Annotated in this window: 19 protein-coding genes and 1 pseudogene; 15 read left to right on the plus strand and 5 right to left on the minus strand. The window is 71.6% G+C overall.

The genetic code is table 11. The features are described 5' to 3' along the window. Window positions 1–250 precede the first annotated feature (250 nt). Window positions 251–760 (minus strand): annotated as a pseudogene (locus ACPYN4_RS02160) (pyridoxamine 5'-phosphate oxidase family protein). 105 nt (window positions 761–865) lie between these two features. Here ACPYN4_RS02160 and ACPYN4_RS02165 point away from each other — a divergent pair. Next, window positions 866–1927 carry a TIGR00730 family Rossman fold protein gene (locus tag ACPYN4_RS02165; RefSeq protein WP_424445511.1) on the plus strand — a complete coding sequence of 354 codons (1062 nt, stop codon included), beginning with the start codon at window positions 866–868 and terminating at the stop codon, window positions 1925–1927. 25 nt (window positions 1928–1952) lie between these two features. On the opposite strand, the gene ACPYN4_RS02170 is transcribed toward ACPYN4_RS02165, so the two are convergent. Beyond that, window positions 1953–2759, minus strand: a complete 807-nt coding sequence (locus ACPYN4_RS02170; protein WP_424445512.1) for a DUF1206 domain-containing protein — start codon at window positions 2757–2759, stop codon at window positions 1953–1955. Between the two features lies 1 nt (window position 2760). Beyond that, window positions 2761–3384, minus strand: a complete 624-nt coding sequence (locus ACPYN4_RS02175; RefSeq protein ID WP_424445513.1) for an acetate uptake transporter family protein — start codon at window positions 3382–3384, stop codon at window positions 2761–2763. 124 nt (window positions 3385–3508) lie between these two features. On the opposite strand from ACPYN4_RS02175, the gene nusA reads away from it, so the two are divergent. From nusA to rbfA, 4 genes are all read left to right on the plus strand, one after another. Beyond that, the gene (nusA, locus tag ACPYN4_RS02180) at window positions 3509–4498 is read left to right on the plus strand and encodes a transcription termination factor NusA (protein WP_315551824.1); all 990 of its coding nucleotides are present in this window, start codon (window positions 3509–3511) and stop codon (window positions 4496–4498) included. 9 nt (window positions 4499–4507) lie between these two features. Continuing rightward, window positions 4508–4759 (plus strand): YlxR family protein, encoded by a 252-nt coding sequence (locus tag ACPYN4_RS02185; RefSeq protein ID WP_076691287.1) that lies wholly within the window; start codon window positions 4508–4510, stop codon window positions 4757–4759. Window positions 4760–4851: 92 nt separating this feature from the next. Further along, a complete protein-coding gene (infB, locus tag ACPYN4_RS02190) occupies window positions 4852–7623 on the plus strand; it encodes a translation initiation factor IF-2 (RefSeq protein ID WP_424445514.1) in 2772 nt (923 codons plus the stop codon). A gap of 110 nt (window positions 7624–7733) precedes the next feature. After that, the gene (gene rbfA, locus ACPYN4_RS02195) at window positions 7734–8174 is read left to right on the plus strand and encodes a 30S ribosome-binding factor RbfA (protein ID WP_076691285.1); all 441 of its coding nucleotides are present in this window, start codon (window positions 7734–7736) and stop codon (window positions 8172–8174) included. Window positions 8175–8189: 15 nt separating this feature from the next. On the opposite strand, the gene ACPYN4_RS02200 is transcribed toward rbfA, so the two are convergent. After that, window positions 8190–9056: an A/G-specific adenine glycosylase gene (locus ACPYN4_RS02200; protein ID WP_239281415.1), complete on the minus strand. Its 867-nt coding sequence runs from the start codon at window positions 9054–9056 to the stop codon at window positions 8190–8192. Window positions 9057–9091: 35 nt separating this feature from the next. On the opposite strand from ACPYN4_RS02200, the gene truB reads away from it, so the two are divergent. From truB to ACPYN4_RS02220, 4 genes are read left to right on the plus strand one after another with little or no spacing between them, the layout of a single operon-like run. Then, on the plus strand, window positions 9092–10024 hold the full coding sequence (gene truB, locus ACPYN4_RS02205) for a tRNA pseudouridine(55) synthase TruB (protein ID WP_239281416.1): 933 nt from the start codon (window positions 9092–9094) through the stop codon (window positions 10022–10024). Beyond that, entirely contained in the window at window positions 10021–10389 is a 369-nt protein-coding gene (locus ACPYN4_RS02210; RefSeq protein ID WP_076691282.1) for a hypothetical protein, read from the plus strand. Before truB ends, ACPYN4_RS02210 begins: the two co-directional genes overlap by 4 nt. 33 nt (window positions 10390–10422) lie before the next feature. Further along, window positions 10423–10881, plus strand: coding sequence for a hypothetical protein (locus ACPYN4_RS02215; RefSeq protein ID WP_424445515.1), 459 nt, complete (start codon window positions 10423–10425; stop codon window positions 10879–10881). After that, window positions 10878–11831 carry a bifunctional riboflavin kinase/FAD synthetase gene (locus tag ACPYN4_RS02220; protein WP_424445516.1) on the plus strand — a complete coding sequence of 318 codons (954 nt, stop codon included), beginning with the start codon at window positions 10878–10880 and terminating at the stop codon, window positions 11829–11831. Before ACPYN4_RS02215 ends, ACPYN4_RS02220 begins: the two co-directional genes overlap by 4 nt. 6 nt (window positions 11832–11837) lie before the next feature. On the opposite strand, the gene deoC is transcribed toward ACPYN4_RS02220, so the two are convergent. Then, window positions 11838–12554, minus strand: a complete 717-nt coding sequence (deoC, locus tag ACPYN4_RS02225) for a deoxyribose-phosphate aldolase (protein WP_424445517.1) — start codon at window positions 12552–12554, stop codon at window positions 11838–11840. A gap of 95 nt (window positions 12555–12649) precedes the next feature. On the opposite strand from deoC, the gene ACPYN4_RS02230 reads away from it, so the two are divergent. The 6 genes from ACPYN4_RS02230 to ACPYN4_RS02255 all read left to right on the plus strand — a co-directional run bounded on the left by ACPYN4_RS02230 (window position 12650) and on the right by ACPYN4_RS02255 (window position 20815). After that, entirely contained in the window at window positions 12650–13534 is an 885-nt protein-coding gene (locus ACPYN4_RS02230; RefSeq protein ID WP_424445518.1) for a glycerophosphodiester phosphodiesterase, read from the plus strand. Window positions 13535–13607: 73 nt separating this feature from the next. After that, window positions 13608–13820 carry a heavy-metal-associated domain-containing protein gene (locus ACPYN4_RS02235; protein ID WP_076691277.1) on the plus strand — a complete coding sequence of 71 codons (213 nt, stop codon included), beginning with the start codon at window positions 13608–13610 and terminating at the stop codon, window positions 13818–13820. Beyond that, window positions 13817–16126 (plus strand): heavy metal translocating P-type ATPase, encoded by a 2310-nt coding sequence (locus ACPYN4_RS02240; protein ID WP_424445519.1) that lies wholly within the window; start codon window positions 13817–13819, stop codon window positions 16124–16126. Before ACPYN4_RS02235 ends, ACPYN4_RS02240 begins: the two co-directional genes overlap by 4 nt. A 229-nt stretch (window positions 16127–16355) precedes the next feature. Then, window positions 16356–18518 carry a DEAD/DEAH box helicase gene (locus tag ACPYN4_RS02245; RefSeq protein WP_281651996.1) on the plus strand — a complete coding sequence of 721 codons (2163 nt, stop codon included), beginning with the start codon at window positions 16356–16358 and terminating at the stop codon, window positions 18516–18518. Window positions 18519–18659: 141 nt separating this feature from the next. After that, window positions 18660–19688: a 6-phosphofructokinase gene (locus tag ACPYN4_RS02250; RefSeq protein ID WP_076691274.1), complete on the plus strand. Its 1029-nt coding sequence runs from the start codon at window positions 18660–18662 to the stop codon at window positions 19686–19688. Between the two features lie 275 nt (window positions 19689–19963). Continuing rightward, entirely contained in the window at window positions 19964–20815 is an 852-nt protein-coding gene (locus ACPYN4_RS02255) for a DUF559 domain-containing protein (protein WP_239281424.1), read from the plus strand. The last annotated feature ends 90 nt before the right edge of the window (window positions 20816–20905 follow it).

Here is a 20905-nt window from a genome sequence, read left to right on the forward strand (position 1 = left end):
GTGGTGCCCGCGCGCGACGAGGGCCTCTGCGGCTGCGAGGACGGGGGCGACATGCCCCGAGAACGGCATCGCCGTCACCATGAACCGAGCCATGGCGTGATCATCCCGCACTGCGGCGCCGGGCGCATCGGTGCTAGCCCCCACAATCTTCGCGGGCATTGCCGACGGTCGCGACCGAAGAGGTGGCGCGAAGTGCCGCTACCGCCGCGGCGAAGCGACAAGATGCGCCACCTTCATGGCGCCCGACGACCTACCGGCTGATCTTGCCGTGGCGCATCGTGTCGTCGGGGGTGTCGCGGGTCACGAGGGCCTTGAGCATCCCCGCCGCCATGACGAGCTTGCCGTGGGCGGGCTCCCAGAACTCGGTCTCCCGCGGCGTCACCTTCAGCAGCGCGATGCTCGGCGTGTCCAGCCCGTCTTCGAACCAGATGTCGAGCGACGACGTGTACAGCTACTCCATCTTCGCGCGGTCGTGCACGACGCGCGCCGTGCCGGCGACCGACACGAACCGCATGCCCTTCGCGTCGAGGTAGGACAGCCCCACGTCGTGGTCCGCCTCGACCTCGTCGACCTTTTTCGTGTCGTCGGAGGTGAAGAACCAGATGTCGCCGTTCTCGTCCATCTCCCGCGTGCTCATCGGTCGGCTCACCAGATGACCGTCGGCATCCGCCGTCGTCAGCATCGTGAAGTCGATGTCCTCGACGAGCTCCTTCACACGGGCGGCGGCCTCGGGGCCGGTCAGTTCGTTGTTCTCGCTCATACCGTGACGCTGTCGCGGCGCCGGTCGGCGACCCAGGGGGTTGACAGCGGCATCCGTTCACCTCGCGGAGGGCCGCGGCACGCGAGGTCATGCCAGGGTGGAGGCATGCCCGACCGCATCCTGCCTCCTGAAGTGACCGAGGACATCCGCGCGCTGCTGACGGATGCCGGGGTCACCGCCAACCAGGACCTCGTCGCCCGCATCATCGCCACCGGCGTGGGGCTGGGGCTCGACGACACCGACCGGCTCGACCTCAAGATCACCTCCGCCGCGCTCACCGAGATGCGCGCGGCGTTCCGGCTGTTCGCGCCCTATCGCGACGTGTCGAAGGTCACGATCTTCGGTTCGGCGCGCACGCGACCCGACGACGCGCTGTACCGCGCCGCCGTCGACGTGGCCGCCGCGCTCGCCGCGCGAGGCTGGTTCGTCGTCACCGGCGCCGGTCCCGGCATCATGCAGGCGGCGGCGGAGGGCGCCGGCCCCGAGCACTCCCTCGGCGTCTCGATCCGGCTGCCGTTCGAAGAGAAGCCCAACGCCCTCGTCGCCGAGGCGGATCGCGTCGTCGCGATGAAGTACTTCTTCACCCGCAAGCTCATGCTCGTCAAGGAGTCGCGCGGCTTCGTGTGCGTTCCCGGCGGCTTCGGCACGCTCGACGAGATGTTCGAGCTGCTCACGCTGCAGCAGACCGGAAAGGCCGACCCGACGCCGATCGTGCTGCTCGACGAGCCGGGCGGAACGTTCTGGGCGGCCTTCCGCCGCTATGTCGACGACCACCTCATCCCCGCGGGAGTGATCTCGCCCGACGACTTCGATCGCGTGCTCGTGACCGACTCGGTCACCGCCGCGGCCGATGAGATCACCGGGTTCTGGCGCAACTACGACTCGCTGCGCTGGGTGGGAAAACGCCTCGTGCTGCGCCTGCGCGCCGAGCCGACGGATGCCGAGCTCGAGAGCCTCAACGAACGGTTCGCCCACCTCGTGACCAAGGGGCGCATCGAGCGCACCGGTCCGCGCAAGCCCGAGGTCGCCGACGACGACCGGATCGACCTGCCGCGGATCATCATGTACTACGACCAGTTCCGGGTCGGGGAGCTGTTCCACCTCATCCGGGCGATCAACGAGTTCGACAGCGCTCCGCCGGCGACCCCGCCCGACCCTCACGCGTAGGTCCGGGGGCCCTGTCGCGGAACCGTCACAGCTTCGCGTAGCGGGCGCGGAAGAAGCAGAACACCCCGTACGCGACGAATCCCGCGCCGACGAAACCGACCAGGAACGGTCCGCCGACGACGCCCAGCAACGCGTCGATCGCCCCGTCGAGTCCACCCGCGGCCGCCGGGTCGACGGTCACGGCGGCGACGACGAGCAGCACGCCGATGATCGCGAGCGAGACCCCCTTGGCGATGAAGCCGATGACGCCGAGCACCGTCACCGCGCGGCCGAGCCGGCCGGGCGGGATCGCGACCTTCGAGCGGAACGATCGGCGCACGCCCATGACGACGAACGCGATGCCGCCGATGCCGATGCCGAGGCCCACCGCGCCCAGCAGCACCGCGCCGCCCGGGATCGCCAGCACGCCGCGGCTGGCGTCCTCCGCCGTCTGCTCCGCGTCGGGGCGCGCGCCGAGGGCGACGGATGCCCCGATGACGCCGAGCGCGACGAACACGATCGCCTGCCCGAACTCGGCGACCCGGACCGCCCACTTCTTCACGTCGGAGCGGCGACTGACCGCGACCCCCGCCACGAGATGCCACACGCCGAGCGCCCACAGCAGCACGGCCAGCAGCCACAGTGCGAGAAAACCCAGGGGAGCGTCGCCGATCGCGCGGAAGGCGCCGGACTGATCGCCCTCGCCCTGGCCGCCGAACGCGATCGCCAGGGCGATCGTGCCGATGAGCACGTGCACGACGCCGTTCGCCGCGTAGCCGCCGCGGGCGAGCGCACGCAGGGGCGTGCTCGCCTCGGCATCCCGTGCCGCCGCCTTCACGGGCTTGCCGGTCACGTCACGACTCCGGATCGATGGGTCCCCCCTGGCGGATCCATGCCGGTCCGAGCGGGAGCAGGTGGCGGCCGAGCGTGCGCCAGTAGAACTTCTCGATCCCCATGTACGCGGCCAGCGCCGACGCGGCCAGCAGCAGGATCGACCCCGTGGTGGCGAGGGCGGGCGCCTCGGCGAACGCCGCGAAACCCTGCAGCGCGAGTCCCGCCGACACGCACAGCAGCGTCACCGGCAGCACCGAGTTGTGCTGCGCGGCCGGTGGGGTGAACGCCAGCGCGAGCACGGCGAAGCAGAGGGCGAACGTGCCGCGGGCGCCGGGAGCGACGTCGAGGATCCCGAGCTCTTCGCCGAGCAGGAACCCCGGGACGACGATCCAGTACCAGCCGAACGCGTTGTACACGAGGAAGTGGAAATCGTCGCCCTTGAAGTACGACAGCATGCCCGCGAGCACCTGCACGACGCCGCCGAACACCGCCCCGATCCAGAACACCGGGTGCTCGTCCTGTACGCCGAGGTGCGCCAGCTGCGCCGTGAACGTCGCGATGACGAACCCGAGCAGGCCGATGAGCCCTGGGTCGGCCGTCCGGTCGGGGTCGCTGGCCGGACGAGGGTCGCTGCGCAGGTGCATGTGGCCAGTATGGTGCGTACCGCGGGCGCCGGGAATCCCCGGGGTCGCACCCCGCGGCATCCGGTAACGTTGGTGGGATGGCGCGGGGTGACCCGGCGCCGAAGAGCTGAATAGGGAGGCACCTGTGGACATCGATCTGGGACTGCTGCGGACGGTCGAGCGCGAGAAGGAGATCCCCTTCGATGAGCTCGTGCGCATCATCGAGCAGGCCATCCTCACCGCCTACGCCAAGCACACCTCGCCCGACGGCGAGCTTCCCGCGGGCGCCCGCGCCGAGCTCGACCGCAAGACCGGCCACGTCGCCGTGTTCATCCCCCTTCTCGACGAGGAGGGAGCGGTCATCGGCGAGGAGGAGTCCACGCCCGAGGACTTCGGCCGCATCGCCGCCTTCGCCGCCAAGCAGGTCATCAGCCAGCGCCTGCGCGACATCGCCGACGACGCGATCCTGGGGGAGTTCCGCGGCAAGGAGGGCGACATCGTCGCCGGTGTCATCCAGCAGGGCCCGAACCCCCGCATGGTGCACGTCGACCTCGGCACGGTCGAGGCGATCCTGCCTCCCGAGGAGCAGGTCGCCGGCGAGGAGTACCCGCACGGCGCGCGCCTGCGCGTGTACGTCACGTCGGTCGCGAAGGGGCTGAAGGGCCCGCAGATCACCGTCTCGCGGACCCACCCCGGACTCGTGCGCAAGCTCTTCGCCCTCGAGGTGCCCGAGATCGCATCGGGTCTCGTGGAGATCACCTCGCTCGCCCGCGAAGCCGGTCACCGCACCAAGATCGCCGTGACGGCGAAGGATCCCGCCATCAACGCCAAGGGCGCCTGCATCGGCGAGCTCGGTCGTCGCGTGCGCGCCGTCACCGAGGAACTCGGCGGCGAGAAGATCGACATCGTCGACTACGACCCCGAACTGGCCCGGTTCGTCGCGAACGCCCTGTCGCCGGCGAAGGTGACGTCGGCGTTCGTGCTGGATGCGGGCACGAAGGCCGTCCGGGCCCTCGTCCCGGACTACCAGCTCTCGCTCGCGATCGGCAAGGAAGGGCAGAACGCCCGCCTCGCGGCCAAGCTCACCGGCGCCAAGATCGACATCCAGCCCGACAGCATCTTGGAAGACGAGTAACGGGGTAGGATGGAACCCGTTCGAACGTGCGTGGGATGCCGCGCGCGTGCCCCACGGTCCTCCCTCCTGCGAGTGGTGGAACAAGGCGGTGCCCTCGTCGCAGACGAGAAGGCGGTCCTGCCGGGTCGGGGTGCGTGGGTGCATGACACGAGCGCGTGTGTGGATGCCGCCATCCGGCGCCGCGCCTTCGGACGAGCATTGCGTGTGTCGGGCCCGCTCGACACGCAGACCTTTCAGAACACCCACCAGCGAAACGGCTGAACGGCTATGGACACAAAGTGAACGGCTCGAAATGAGACCCGTCCGCAAGTAACGGTCTGCCCTGTCCGGGGGAGACCTCAGACAGGAGAATTGTGGCAAACCCACGCGTGCACGAAATCGCTTCCGAGGTCGGAGTCGACAGTAAAGTCGCTCTCGCGAAGCTGAAGGAGCTCGGCGAATACGTCAAGAGCCCCTCATCGACCATTGCGCCCCCGGTGGCGCGCAAGCTCCGTGCGGCACTCGAGGCCGACGGTGCGGCCAAGCCCGCCGACGCCGCGAAGCCGGCGGAGAGCAAGCCGGCCACCCCGGCCCGTCCCGGTGGCGCTCGCCCCGGCCCCGCCGCGCCTGCCGCGCCGAAGCCGGCTCCCGCTGCGCCCGCCTCCAAGCCCGCCGCGCCCGCGGCCGCGACGCCTGCTTCGGCGGCCCCCGCAGCGGCGGCGACGCCCGCCCCGGTCGCCGACAAGCCGGCGTCCGACACGCCGGCGGCAACGCCCGGCACGGCGACCCCGGGCACCGCGACGCCCGGCGCTCCGCGTCCCGGTGGCGCTCCGCGCCCCGGCAACAACCCGTTCGCGTCGAGCCAGGGCATGGGCCAGCGTCCCGCCGGTCCGCGCCCGGGCAACAACCCGTTCGCCTCCGCACAGGGCATGGGCCAGCGCCCGACCCCCGGCAACATCCCGCGCCCGCAGGCGCCGCGTCCCGGCGCCCCGCGCCCCGGCGCTCCGCGTCCCGGTGGTGCCGGTCGCCCCGGTGGCGGCCGTCCCGGCGCCCCGTTCCAGCAGCGTCCCGGCGGTCCCGGTCGTCCCGGCGGCGCCGGCGGCTTCCAGCGTCCCGGTGCTCCCGGCGGCGCGCCCGGTGGTGGCTTCGCCGGTCGCCCGGGTGGTGGTGGCGGCCGCGGTCGTGGTCCCGGCGGCGGCACCGCGGGTGCCTTCGGCAAGGGCGGCGGCAAGAGCAAGCAGCGCAAGTCGCGTCGGGCGAAGCGGCAAGAGTTCGAGATGAGGGACGCCCCGGTCGTCGGCGGCGTCAACGTCCAGAAGGGCAACGGCGAGATCATTCGCCTCCGCCGCGGCGCCTCCATCGCCGACTTCGCGGACAAGCTCGAGGCGATCCGCGGCTACACCGTGCAGCCCGGGACGCTCGTGACGATCCTCTTCAACCTCGGTGAGATGGCCACCGCGACCGAGTCGCTGGACGAGGCCACGTTCGAGGTGCTCGGTGCCGAGCTCGGCTACAAGATCCAGATGGTCTCGCCCGAGGACGAGGACAAGGAGCTCCTGGAGGGCTTCGGTCTCGACCTCGAGGCGGAGCTGGAGGCCGAGAGCGAGGACGACCTCGAGATCCGGCCGCCGGTGGTGACCGTCATGGGTCACGTCGACCACGGTAAGACGCGACTGCTCGACGCGATCCGTCAGACCAACGTCGTGGCGGGCGAGGCCGGCGGCATCACCCAGCACATCGGTGCCTACCAGGTGTGGACCGAGCACGATGGCATCGAGCGCGCGATCACCTTCATCGACACCCCCGGTCACGAGGCGTTCACCGCCATGCGTGCCCGTGGTGCGCAGGTGACCGACATCGCGATCCTCGTGGTCGCCGCCGACGACGGCATCATGCCCCAGACGGTGGAGGCGCTGAATCACGCCCAGGCGGCCGGTGTGCCGATCGTGGTCGCGGTGAACAAGATCGACAAGCCCGAGGCCAACCCCGCCAAGGTGCGCCAGCAGCTGACCGAGTACGGCCTGGTCGCCGAGGAATACGGCGGCGACGTCATGTTCGTCGACGTCTCGGCCCGGCAGAACATCGGCATCCAGGATCTCCTCGACGCCGTTCTGCTCACCGCTGACGCGGGTCTGGACCTCACGGCCAACCCGAACAAGGCGGCCCGCGGTGTCGCGATTGAAGCCAAGCTCGACAAGGGCCGCGGCTCGGTGGCGACGGTCCTCATCCAGTCCGGAACGCTGCGCGTCGGCGACGCGATCGTCGCGGGAACGGCCTACGGTCGCGTCCGCGCCATGATCGACGAGAACGGCGACGCGGTCGACGAGGCCTTCCCGTCGCGCCCCGTGCAGGTGCAGGGTCTCAACTCCGTGCCCCGCGCCGGCGACACCTTCATCGTCACCGAGGAGGATCGCACCGCCCGTCAGATCGCCGAGAAGCGTGAAGCGGCCGAGCGCAACGCGCAGCTGGCGAAGGCCCGCAAGCGCATCTCGCTCGAGGACTTCACCCGTGCGCTCGAAGAGGGCAAGGTCGAGTCGCTCAACCTCATCATCAAGGGTGACGTCTCCGGTGCCGTCGAGGCGCTGGAGGAGTCGCTGCTCAAGATCGAGGTCGACGACTCGGTGCAGCTGCGCATCATCCACCGCGGTGTCGGTGCGATCACCGAGTCGGACATCAACCTGGCCACGATCGACAACGCGATCGTGATCGGCTTCAACGTCCGCCCCGACACGAAGGCGCGCGAGCGCGCCGCCCGCGAGGGTGTGGACGTCCGGTTCTACTCGGTCATCTACAACGCGATCGAGGACGTCGAGCAGTCGCTGAAGGGCCTGCTCAAGCCGGAGTTCGAAGAGGTGCAGTCGGGTGTGGCCGAAATCCGCGAGGTGTTCCGCTCCTCGAAGTTCGGCAACATCGCCGGTGTCATCGTCCGCTCCGGGACGATCACGCGCAACGCCAAGGCGCGCGTCATCCGCGAGGGTGTCGTCATCGCCGATGGCCTGGCCATCGAGTCGCTGCGCCGGTTCAAGGACGACGTCACCGAGGTCCGCACGGACTTCGAGGCTGGCATCGGACTGGGCAAGTACAACGACATCCAGGTGGGCGACGAGATCGAGACCACCGAGATGGTGGAGAAGCCCCGCGGCTGACCCCTCCGTTTCGATTCGCTTCGCTCGCTCAACGACCGGGGACCTGGTCCCCGGTCGTTGAGCGAGGAGCGAAGCGACGAGACGAAACGCCCCAAGGAAAGGACGACAATATGGCAGGCGAACGTCAGGCACGGCTCGGCGACCGCATCCGCGTCATCCTCGCGGAGCGCCTCGAGAAGGGGCTGCGCGACCCGCGGCTGGGCTTCGTGACCATCACGGATGTCCGGGTGACCGGTGACCTGCAGCACGCCTCCGTCTTCTACACCGTGTACGGCACCGACGAGGAGCGCGAGGCCTCGGCCCAGGCGCTGAAGTCGGCGACCGGCATGCTGCGCAGCGAGGTCGGCAAGCACCTGAACGTGCGCCTGACGCCGTCGCTCGAGTTCATCCCCGACGCCCTGCCCGAGAACGCCGGCCACATCGCCGACCTCCTCCGCGAGGCGCAGGAGCGGGATGCCGCGGTCGCGGGTCTCGCGGCAGGCGCCGCCTACGCGGGCGACGCCGACCCCTACGTCAAGCCCCGCGAGCACGACGCCGACGACGAGGACTGACTCCGCTCCCCAGCGTCAGTGGGGGAGCCGGAGGGTGCCGTCGGACGCCTCGACGAGGCCATCGGCGATGAGGGAATCGATCGCGCGGTCGCGCTGAGCGGGATCCGACCAGTCCGGGATGACTGCGGCATCCGCCAGCGTGTGGCCGACGGCGCCGCGAAGCGCCTGCAACACGGCCCCGCGCGCCTGCCGGTCGCTGCCCTCGTAGCGCGCCTGGCGGCGGCGGGTGTCTCCCGTGTCGGGATAGCCGGCGGCGCGCCACGCGCACCGATCGGCGATCGGGCAGGCGTCGCAGCGCGCCGCGCGCGCCGTGCAGACCACCGCGCCGAGCTCCATCGCCGCGGCGTTGACGATCGCCGCCTCGGCGGGGTCCGCGGGCAGGATCGCCGCCATGGCCGCGAGGTCGCCCTTCGACGGCGGACCGGGCTGGGAGCGGCCGTCGACGGCCCGGGCGAGTACCCGCCGCGTGTTGGTGTCGACGACCGGATGCCGGTCGCCGTAAGCGAACGCCGCCACCGCCCGCGCCGTGTAGTCGCCGATCCCGGTCAGCGCCAGGAGGTCGTCCACCTCCCGGGGGACGACGCCGGCGTGGCGGTCGCGGATCTCCACCGCCGCGCGGTGCAGCCACAGCGCGCGGCGCGGATAGCCGAGGTTCGCCCACTGCGTCACCGCGGCGGCCGGGGGATCGGCGGCGAGCGCCGTCGGGGTCGGCCAGCGGTGCAGCCACGCCTCCAGGTGCGGGATGACCCGGCTCACGGGCGTCTGCTGCAGCATGAACTCGCTGACGAGCGTTCCCCAGGCGCCGAAGCCCGGCCGCCGCCACGGCAGGTCGCGGGCATTCTCGCGGTACCACGCGATGAGCGGCGTCGCGAGGTCGGGCATCCGTCCAGCCTACGTGCGGCGCTTAGGCTGGAGGAATGCCCGACGCCTCCGCCTCACCCAACGGCATTCTGCTGGTCGACAAGCCGCAGGGCATCACGAGCCACGACGTCGTCGCCCGCGCGCGACGCGCGCTCGGCACCCGCAAGATCGGCCACGCCGGCACCCTCGACCCGATGGCGACGGGCCTGCTCATCCTCGGTGTCGGCCCCGCCACGCGCCTGCTGACCTACATCGTGGGGCTCGACAAGACCTACGAGGCCACGATCCGCCTGGGAGTGTCGACCGACTCCGACGACGCCGACGGCACGACGACGGCGCAGGCGGATGCCGCGGCGCTGGCCGCCGTGACCGACGAGCGCATCCGGGACGGCATCGCGGCGCTCACGGGCGAGATCTCCCAGGTTCCCAGCACCGTCTCGGCGATCAAGATCGGCGGCAAGCGGGCCTACGACCTCGCTCGCGCGGGGGAGGAGGTGCAGCTGAAAGCCCGCACCGTCACGGTGAGCCGCTTCGAGGTGCGCCCTTCGACAAGCTCAGGGACCGGAGCGGGCTCCCGCGACGGCGTCATCGATCTGAACGTCGTGGTGGACTGCTCCAGCGGCACCTACATCCGCGCGCTCGCCCGCGACCTCGGTGCCGCCCTCGGCGTCGGCGGCCACCTCACCGCCCTCCGCCGCACCCGCATCGGCCCGTTCCGGGTGGCCGACGCCGCGACCGACCTGACCGGCGACCTGCCCCTGCTGCCCCCGGCGGACGTCGCGACCGCGGTGCTCGGCGCCTTTCCCGTCACGGCGGACGAGGCGCGCGACCTCCGTCACGGCAAGCGGCTCGCGGGTGCCGCCGACCGCCTGGCCGGGCTGCCGACGGCGACGCCGGCGGCGATCGATCCGGACGGCCGCCTCGTCGGCATCGTCGAGCGCCGCGGCGGCGACGTCAAGAGCGCGATGAACATGGCGGAGGACGCATGATCCTGTGGTTCACGATCGTCCAGCTCGTCGTCGCCGTGGTCGTCGGAGCCGTGGCGCTGATCCTGGGCCTGGCCGGCCGCCGGCCGAGCGATCTGACCGTGGGCGGCATGGCCCTCGTCCTCGTGCTGCTGCTCGCGCAGGTGGTCATCGCGATCGTCGCGCCGCTCGCGGGGAATCCGCCGGTGGGCAGCGCGCTGGAGTACTGGGTGTATCTCGTCTCCGCGGTTCTCATCCCCCCGGCATCCGTCTTCTGGGCCCTCATCGAACGCAGCCGGTGGAGCACCGTCATCATGGGCGTCGCGGCGCTCTCGGTAGCCGTCATGGTGTGGCGCATGCAGGTCATCTGGACCGTTCAGGCAGCCTGAAGCGGGCCTCCGGGCGCCTATCATTGACGAGTCATGTCGTCACAGCCCCGCACCCGAATGACCGGCATCGGACGCGTCCTCGTGGTCGTCTACGCGATCATGGCGCTCGCCGCGACCGGGCGCTCGTTCGTCCAGATCGTGCAGGACTTCGCCGCTGCTCCGCTCGCGTACACGCTGTCGGCGGTCGCCGCCGCGGTGTACATCCTCGCGACCGTCGCGCTGGTGCGCTCGGACTCCCGCGTCTGGTACGTCATCGCCTGGATCGCGATCGGCTTCGAACTGGTCGGCGTGCTCGTCGTGGGCACGCTGAGCCTGATGCACCCGGAGCTGTTCCTCCACGACGCGACCGTGTGGTCGGGTTATGGCTTCGGCTACTTCTGGGTGCCCCTCGTGCTGCCCTTCGTGGGACTGTGGTGGCTGCGCAGCTCCGGACGGACGAGCGATCAGGCGACGGATGCCGGGGCGCTGGCGACGGGGAGGTCCAGCTGGTGATCGTCTTCCACGACCCTGCGGAGGTGCCTGCCGGCTTCGGGCCGAGCGTCGTCGCGATCGGCAAGTTCGACGGCGTGCACTCCGGGCACCGGGCGGTGATCGACCGCGCCCGCGTCACCGCGACCGACGCGGGCGCCCAGGTGGTGGCCGTCACGTTCGACCGCAACCCGCTGAGCCTGCTGCGCCCCGAGCTCTGCCCCGAGCCGCTCTCCAGCGTCGACCAGAAGCTCGGCCTGCTCGCCGAGGCCGGGGTGGATGCGACCCTCGTCCTCCGCTTCGACGCCGAACTGGCGGCCCTCGAGCCGCGGGTGTTCGTCGAGCATGTGCTGGTGCGGCTCGGCGTGGTCACCGTCATGGTGGGCGACGACTTCCGCTTCGGCCGGGGCGGCGTGGGCGACCCCGTACGCCTGCAGCGGCTCGGCGAGGAGTACGGCTTCGACGTCGACGTCGTCGGCGATGTGCAGGGCGGCGGGCGGCGTGTGTCGTCGTCGTGGGTGCGCGATCTACTCGCCGCGGGCGATGTGGAGGGCGCGGCCCGACTGCTCGGCCGCGCGCACACCGTGACCGGCGAGGTCGTGCACGGCCTCAAGCGCGGTCGCGAGCTGGGGTTCCCGACGGCGAACCTCAGCGCGGACGCCGAGGGCTTCATCCCCGCCGACGGCATCTACGCCGGCTGGCTCGTCGACCTCGGCGGTCCCGACGATGCGTCGAGCGTGACCACGCGATACCCCGCGGCGATCTCGGTCGGCACGAACCCCACCTTCGACGACGTTCCGCTGCGGCAGGTGGAGGCGTACGTGCTCGATGAGACGACGCTGGACCTGTACGGTCACCACGTGCAGTTCCAGTTCACGCACCGCATCCGCGGCATGGTCGCCTTCGAGGGCATCGACGCGCTCATCGCGCAGATGACGGACGACGTCGCGCGGGTGCGCGCCGTGCTGACCTGACCCGGGTCAGTACGAGGAGGCGTCCACGGCGCCGACGGCGTCGCCGCCGGCATCCACGCGCCGCGCCTCGCCGAGGATGACGGCGCTGCCGCTGGTGCCCAGGCGCGTCGCGCCGGCCGCGAGCATCGCCAGGGCGTCGGCGTAGCTGCGCACCCCGCCGGAAGCCTTGACCTGCACGCCCGAGCCCACGTTCGCCCGCATGAGCTCGACATGCGGCACGGTCGCGCCACCGCCGGCGAAGCCGGTGGAGGTCTTGACGAAGTCGGCGCCCCCGGCCTCGGTCAGGCGGCTGCCGCGGGCGATCTGCTCGTCGTCGAGGAGCGAGGTCTCCAGGATCACCTTCGTGACGTGACCGGATGCCGCGGCCACGACCGCAGCGATGTCGGCGGTCACGACGTCGTCGAACCCCGAGCGCAGCGCGCCGATGTTGACGACCATGTCGAACTCGGTCGCGCCGTCGGCGAGCGCCTGACGCACCTCGGCGACCTTCGCGGCGGTGGAGGTCGTGCCGTGCGGGAATCCGATGACCGTGCCGACGGCCACGCCGGTGCCGTCCAGGCGCGCGACGGCGTGGGCGATGTCGCTCGGGCGCACGCACACGCTGAAGACGCGCCACTCGGCGGCGATGTCGAGTTCGGCGTCGACGTCCGCGCGGGTCAGCTCGGGCTTGAGGATCGCGTGGTCGATGGTGGCGGCGAGGTCGCGCTCGGTGATGGTGGCCATGGATCCAGCGTACGCGTCGAAAAAGATCACAGAAGGGTAACGGCCGGGCTAGGGTGGCGATGACGACGACGTCACCCGGCACGAAGGATCACCCGATGACCCCTGAGCGGCCCGCCGACCGGCTCCCCGCCCTCCTGATCGTCTGCGCGCTCGCCGCCGCCAGCATGGTGATCGCCCTCGCCGGCGTGTCGCCCGCGCGGGTCAGTGCGGTCGAGCTGATGGGCGCCGAGCGCACGCCCGGCGAGGCGGCCTTCATCGCCGCTCACCGCGGCGGCTCGGCGATGGCTCCGGAGAACACGCTGCCCGCCGTCCGGGCGGCCCTGGTGAGCGGCTTCGACTACGTCGAGGTGGACCTCGCCCTCACCGCAGACGGCGTGCCGGTGCTCATGCACGACCGCACTGTGAACCGCACGACCGACGGCACCGGCCCGCTCGCCGCGCTGACGCTGGCGGAGGTGCGGCGGCTGGACGCCGGGGGCTCGTACTCCGCGGCATTCGCCGGCACACCGGTGCCGACGGCGACGGAGTTCCTCGACGTGCTCGCCCGGCTGGACGGAAAGGCGATCCTCGATCTCAAGGGCGTGTGGACGCCGGAGGCCGCCGCGGCCCTCGTCGACGAGGTCGCGGCGCGAGGCCTGGAGCGGCAGGTCGCCGTCGCGAGCTTCGATGCGCGCACCCTCGCCTACGTGCAGGCGCACTCCCTCGTCATCTCCCGGCTGCTCATCCTGAAGTCGCTGCCCGCGGACGTCGTCGACGCGGCGCTCGGTGTGGGGGCGCGGGGGATCGTCGTCGACCGCTCCGCGCTGAAGGCGCACCCCGACGCCGTCGACGACCTGCACGCGGCAGGGCTGCGCGTCGTCGCCTACACGCTGAACTCCGATCGCCAATGGGATGCCGCGACCACCCTCGGCGTGGACGGCATCGTCACCGACGACCCGGGGCTGCTGGAGAACTGGCAGCGCGGCCTCGCCAGCGACTGACGGAATACCCCTGGGGGGTATCCTTGTTGTCGGAGATGTCGCCTCATCCGGGCGGCGTCGAGAGGAGTTCATCGTGACCACCCGCACGTACACCGTCCAGGGGATGACCTGCGCGCACTGCGCCGGAGCCGTCTCGCGCGAAGTCCGCAAGGTGCCCGGCGTCACCGACGTCACCGTCGACGTGGGCACCGGCATCCTGACCGTCGCGTCGAGCGACGCGCCGTCCGATGCCGCGGTCGCCGCGGCCGTCGACGAGGCCGGCTACGTCCTCGTCGCAGGGCAGTGAGCACCTCGACCGACGACGCGCGTGCCCAGGCCGTCCTCGACATCGAGGGGATGACCTGCGCGAGCTGCGTCGCCCGCGTCGAGAAGCGGCTGCAGCGGCTGGACGGCGTGACGGCAGCGGTCAACCTCGCCACGGAATCGGCGCGGGTGGACTACCCGGCCGCGCTCGATGCCGACGCGCTCGTCGCCGCCGTGCGCGAAGCGGGGTACGACGCCCACGTGCGCACCCGTGCCGCCGCCCCCGTCCACGACGGCGGCCACCCGCACCCTCACCCGCAGGACGCCCACGCCGACCATGCCGCGCACGCGGCGGCATCCGGCGGCCACGTGCACGACGTCGAGGACCACCCCGGCACGGTGACGCTGCGCACGCGGCTGATCGTCAGCGCGGTGCTGGCGCTGCCGGTCGTGGCGCTCGGCATGGTCCCGGCCTGGCAGTTCCCGGGTTGGCAGTGGGTTTCGCTCGTCCTCGCCACCCCGGTGGTGCTATGGGGCGGCTGGCCGTTCCACCGTGCGACGTTCGCCAACGCGCGACACGGTGCGATGACGATGGACACCCTCATCACGCTCGGCACCGGCGCCGCGTACCTGTGGAGTCTGTGGGCGCTGCTGTTCGGCAGCGCCGGTCGCATCGGGATGACGCACGGCACCGGCCTGTTCGCGCCCGTCCACGACCCGTCGTCGCTCGTCTACTTCGAGGTGGCGGCCGCCGTCACCGTCTTCCTGCTGCTGGGACGCGTCATCGAGCAGCGCTCCAAGCGTCGCGCCGGTGCCGCCGTGCGCGCCCTCATGGAGCTGTCCGCGCGTGATGTCGAACTCGAGTCCGGCGCACGCGTGCCGATCGAGCAGCTGCAGGTCGGCGACGTGTTCGTCGTGCGTCCCGGGGAGAAGATCGCCACCGACGGACGTGTCGTCTCGGGCCGCGCATCGGTCGACGAGAGCATGATCACCGGCGAGTCCGTCCCCGTCGAGGTGGATGCCGGCGCCACCGTCACCGGCGGCACCATCGCCGCCGACGGCCGCCTGATGGTCGTCGCGACGTCGGTCGGCGAAGACACCCGTCTCGCGCACCTGGCCCGGCTCGTGGAGGACGCGCAGGCGGGCAAGAGCCGCGTGCAGCGACTCGCCGACCGCATCTCCGGCGTGTTCGTCCCGGTCGTGATCGTCCTCGCGGTGCTCACGCTTCTGGCGTGGATGATCGTCGGCGGCTTCAGCGGCGCGTCCATCGCCGCGGGGTTCACCGCCGCCGTCGCCGTCCTCATCATTGCCTGCCCCTGTGCGCTGGGACTCGCGACCCCCATCGCGATCCTCGTCGGCACCGGGCGCGGCGCCCAGCTGGGCGTGCTCATCACCGGTCCCGAGGCGCTGGAGGCCGCTGACCGGATCGACACCGTCGTGCTCGACAAGACCGGAACCGTCACCGAGGGGCGCATGGCGGTCACGTCCGTCGTCCCGATCGGCGACGCGGATGCCGCGCGCATCGGTCACCTCGTCGGCTCGCTCGAGCAGGCGTCCGAGCACCCCCTCGCCCGCGCGGTGGCGGGCCTCGCGCCCACGCCCGCCGCGGTCACCGAGTTCGCGGGACATGCCGGGCGCGGTGTCAGCGGCACGGTCGAGGGCCACGACGTCTTCGCCGGCCGGGCCGCCTTCGCCGCCGAGCGGGCGGGGGAGCTCCCCGAGCCGGCGCGCGCCGCGGTCGCCGCCGTCGAGGAGGCCGGGGCGACCGCGGTCGTCGCCGGATGGGACGGCGCCGTGCGCGCCGTGCTCGCGGTGTCCGACACGGTGCGCGCCGACAGCGCGCGCACCGTCGCGGCGCTGCGCGCGCTCGGGCTCGACGTCATCCTGCTGACCGGCGACAACGAGGGCGCGGCGCGTGCCGTGGGCGCGGCCGTCGGCATCCCTCGCGTGATCGCCGGCGTCCTGCCGGAGGAGAAGGTCGCCCAGATCGGGCTCCTGCAGCAGGACGGCCGCCGTGTCGCGATGGTCGGCGACGGCATCAACGACGCCGCGGCGCTGGCGACCGCGGACCTCGGGCTCGCCATGGGCGGGGGGACGGATGCCGCGATGCACGCCAGCGACATCGCCCTCACCGGGCACGGGCTCGCGCCCGTGCTGACCGCGATCCGTCTCAGCCGCCGCACGATGCGGATCATCCGCGGCAACCTGTTCTGGGCGTTCGCGTACAACGTGGCGGCGCTGCCCCTGGCGGCCCTGGGCCTGCTGAACCCGATGATCGCCGGGGCCGCGATGGCCTTCTCGAGCGTCTTCGTCGTGCTCAACAGCCTGCGGCTGCGCTCCGCCTCCTGATCCGCGCCGCGCTGCCGCGCGCGTGGTTTCTCGACGCCGACGGCGGACGCGCTAGACTGAGGGTCGGGGATCCGTCCGCCGTCGCCGCAGCTCGCAGAAGCGAGTGCCCGCAGCCGGGGGAGCGGACCTCGCGCTTTCCCTCCCGCGGCAGCCGTCGCGGACACCGACCGCCCGGTCCTCCGACCGGACGCACGCCGGTTCTCACCGGCGTCTCACGCTCAGGAGGAGCATGCCGCCCACGGCATCCATCGCCCCCGCCTCGCGCCGACGCGGCTCGTCCTCGCGGGGTTCGGCGGCGCGCCGCGACGACGACGCGCCGCTCATCCCGATCCTCGCCCGCAAGGTGCGCGAGGTCGAGGCCAAGGCCCAGCGCGGCAAGCTCGGGCCGACCAACCGCGTCAAGTTCCAGGTGATCGCGTTCCTGGTGCGCGAGGAGCGCGCCCGCGTCAAGGCCGACGACGCGATCGCCGCCGCGGCGCGCGCGGAGCTGCTGAAGCGCCTCGACGGGGTGGCCACCATCCTCGCCAAGACCGCCGCCCGCGACACGTCCCTCATCCAGCTGCTCGAAGTCGACGCGGCGACCTCTCCCGTCGCCAAGCGGATGCGCCGTGACTGGCTGCTCGAGTCCGGGGCCGAACTGCCCGAGGACGAGCTGATCATCACCGACGTCGCCCCGGTGCAGACGCCCGTCGTGCCCGCCGCGCTCGCCGAACGGCAGGTCATCCCGCCGCAGATCGAGGCGCGCCGCGAGGCCAACCCCTTCCTCGCCCCCGATGTGGCGCTGCGCGCCCCGGCATCCTCCGTGCGCCGCCGTCTGGACGGCTGGGAGCTCATGGGCCCCCTCTACAAGGCGTTCGAGACCGGCGCGGGGGGAGCGGCGGCGTCCATGGAACTGCCGCCCGTCCCGGAGTTCGACCGTCTCTCGCCCAAGGGGCTGGAGATCATGCCCCACCAGTCGCGGTTCCTCGAGGCCGTGCGCACCGGGCACCGGTCGTTCCTCCTCGCCGACGAGCCGGGTCTCGGCAAGACCGCGCAGTCGGTGCTCGCCGCCTCCGTCGCGAATGCCTACCCGCTGCTGGCGGTCGTTCCCAACGTCGTCAAGATGAACTGGGCGCGCGAAGTCGAGCGGTGGACGCCACAGCGTCGCGCGACCGTGATCCACGGCGACGGCGACACCGTCGACGCGTTCGCCGACGTGTTCATCGTCAACTACGAGGTGCTCGACCGGCACCTGGCGTGGCTCGGTTCGCTGGGGCTGCGCGGCATGGTCGTCGACGAGGCGCACTTCATCAAAAACCTCACCTCCCAGCGCTCGCAGAACGTGCTGGCGCTCGGCGCTCGCATCCGCGAGCAGGTGCGTGATCCGCTCATGCTCGCCCTGACGGGAACGCCGCTGATCAACGACGTCGAGGACTTCGACGCCATCTGGCGCTTCCTCGGCTGGACCAACGGCGAGAAGCCGGGGCCCGAGCTCATGGCCAAGCTCGACGCGACCGGCCTCACCCCGGCCGACAAGGCGTTCTATCCCGAAGCGCGCGACGCCGTCATCTCCATGGGCATCGTCCGCCGCAAGAAGAAGGATGTCGCGGCCGACCTGCCCGACAAGCTCGTCGCCGACCTTCCCGTGGAGCTCGACGACGAGTACGGCCGCTCGATCCGCGCCGCAGAGCACGAGCTGGGCGAGCGTCTGGCAGCGAAGTACCGCCGCATCATCGAGGCGCGCGGCGACACCGTGCGCCTGGGCGAGTACGACGAGGACATCGTCCGCCTGGTCGCCCACGGCGAACTGGAGGAGTCGAAGGCCGCCGGGGCCGGCGCCGACAACGTCTTCACCATGGTCCGCAAGATCGGTCAGGCCAAGGCGCTGCTGGCGGCGGACTACGCCGTCCAGCTGCAGCGCTCGGTCGGCAAGGTCGTCTTCTTCGCGAAGCACATCGATGTGATGGATGCCGCGGAAGCGCACTTCGCGGCATCCGGACTGCGGACCATCTCGATCCGCGGCGACCAGTCCACGCCCGCCCGGCAGCAGGCGATCGACGCGTTCAACGGCGATCCCGACGTCGCGATCGCGGTGTGCTCGCTGACGGCGGCCGGCGTCGGCCTCAACATGCAGGCGGCGTCCAACGTCGTGCTCGCCGAGCTCAGCTGGACCGCCGCTGAGCAGACGCAGGCGATCGACCGCGTGCACCGCATCGGGCAGGACGAGCCGGTCACGGCGTGGCGGATCATCGCGGCGCACACGATCGACACGAAGATCGCCGAGCTCATCGACTCGAAGCAGTCCCTCGCCGCGCGGGCACTGGACGGCGAGCAGGTCGACCCGACCTCGAGCGACTCGGTCCAGCTCTCGGCGCTCATGCACCTGCTGCGTCAGGCGCTGGGGGGCAGCTGACGCCGCACCGCCGGCTCCCGCCGCGACACCGGACCGGTCGTCCTTTTGGACGGCCGGTCCGGTGGCATGCGGCGCCTCCGCGGCGATAGTGTCGACTGTGGCAGTGACGCCGGACGACCACCTCAACCGAAGGACCTCTCCATGAAGATCGGCATCCTCACCAGCGGCGGCGACTGCCCCGGACTGAACGCCGTCATCCGCGGTGTCGTGCTGAAGGGCACCACGAAGTACAACATCGAGTTCGTCGGCATCCGCGATGGCTGGCGCGGCGTCGTGGACGGTGACTTCTTCCCGCTCACGCGTCACGAGGTCAAGGGCCTGTCTAAGGTCGGCGGCACGATCCTCGGCACGAGCCGCACCAACCCGTACGAGGGTCCGCGCGGTGGCGCCGAGAACATCGCCAAGACGCTCTACGGTCACCACATCGACGGCATCATCGCGATCGGCGGCGAGGGGACCCTCGCCGCGGCGAACCGCCTGTGGGGCGACGGCATCAACGTCATGGGCGTGCCGAAGACGATCGACAACGACCTGCGCGCGACGGACTACTCCTTCGGCTTCGACACCGCCGTCAACATCGCCACCGAGGCCATGGACCGGCTGCGCACGACCGGCGACTCGCATCAGCGCTGCATGGTCGCCGAGGTCATGGGCCGCCACGTGGGGTGGATCGCACTGCACTCGGGCATCGCCGCCGGCGCGCACGTCATCTGCATCCCGGAGGTGCCGATGTCGCTCGAGGAGATCACGGCGCAGGTGCAGCGTGCGCACGACCGTGGCCGCGCGCCGCTGGTCGTCGTGTCGGAGGGCTTCACCCTCAAGGGCATGGACGAGGCGTACAGCGACAAGGGGCTGGACGCGTTCAACCGTCCGCGCCTGGGCGGCATCGGCGAGGTGCTGGCGCCCGAGATCGAGCGTCTGACGGGCATCGAGACGCGCTCGACCGTGCTCGGCCACATCCAGCGCGGCGGCTCGCCGTCGGCGTTCGACCGCGTGCTGGCGACCCGGCTGGGACTGCACGCCGCCGACGTCGTCGCCGAGGAGGCGTGGGGCCAGATGGTCTCCATGAAGGGCACCGACATCGTGCGGGTCTCCTTCGAGGAGGCCCTCGGCGAGCTCAACTCGGTGCCGCTGTACCGTTACGAAGAGGCCGCAGCACTCTTCGGTTGACCGGTGGCGGATGCCGTGGCATCCGCCCCTTTGCCGCCCCGCCCCGCCTCGCGCGTCCGCATCACCGACACAGGAAATCTCACCGAGACAGGACGTGTCATCGATCACACGTCCTGTGTCGGTGATTTCTCCTTTCTCCGTGACGCGGGCCTGGCGCGGTGGGGTGGAGCGCCGGCGCGATCATCGCCCTCTCCCCAGACGGCCTTTTCGTGGATCTGTCCACAGATCGCCCGTTGCAGGGGCCGGATGCCGGGGCGCACGGCCAGTCTGGGGACGTGACATCACCCGGACAGCTCGCTCAGTGGCTCCGCCAGCACGATGCGGTCGCGCACACCACGGCGCTGCGCGCGGCGGGGTTCACGACCCACGCGATCCGCTCGGCGGTCGCCGCCGGTGTCGCGGACTGGGTGCGGCGGTCGTGGCTGGCGCTTCCGGACGCGCCCGCGCCGTTGCGCGCGGCCGTCGCGGCGGGTGGCCGGCTGACGTGTCTCAGCGAGGCGAGCCTCTCGGGCCTGTGGACGCCCGCCCATGAAGAGACACACGTGGCGGTGGATGCGACGGCGTCGCGGGTCTGTCGCCCGGGTCTGCGTCTGCACTGGAGCCGCCCGGTCGTCCCCGTCGGGGCGACCGCCGTGCGCGAGCCGCTCGTGAACACGCTCGCTCATGTCGCCGCGTGCGTCCCGGTCGCCGAAGCGTTGAGCGTGTGGGAGTCCGCGCTGCGCAAGCAGCGCATCTCTGCGGCGGAGGTCGCGCGCGTGCAGTGGCACGGCGCTGCGGCGCGATCCATCGCCGCCCGCGCGTCGTTGCTGTCCGACTCCGGTCTCGAGACCGTCTTCGTCGGCCTGATGAGCTCCATCGGCGTCGTCGTGCGGCAGCAGATCTGGGTCGACGGGCGGCCCATCGACGCCATCATCGGCGACCTCCTGGCGGTGCAGATCGACGGGTTCACGCATCACCAAGCCGCCGATCGGCGCCGGGACCTGCGCGCGGACGCGCGGCTCGTGCTGCGCGGCTACACCGTGCTGCGCTTCGACTACTACCAGATCCTCTTCTGCCCCGACGAGGTCATCGCAACGATCCGGATGGCGATGGCGCAGGGCCTCCACCTCGCGCCGGCGCACTGCTGACCGCGTCCGAACGCCGACGCCTCGGCATCCGGAGTTGCCCTCCCGCGTCCCGCGCATCACCGACACAGGAAATCTCACCGAGACAGGACA

This window comes from Microbacterium sp. CH-015 (genome assembly GCF_049707015.1).
Classification (GTDB): Bacteria; Actinomycetota; Actinomycetes; order Actinomycetales; family Microbacteriaceae; genus Microbacterium; species Microbacterium aurum.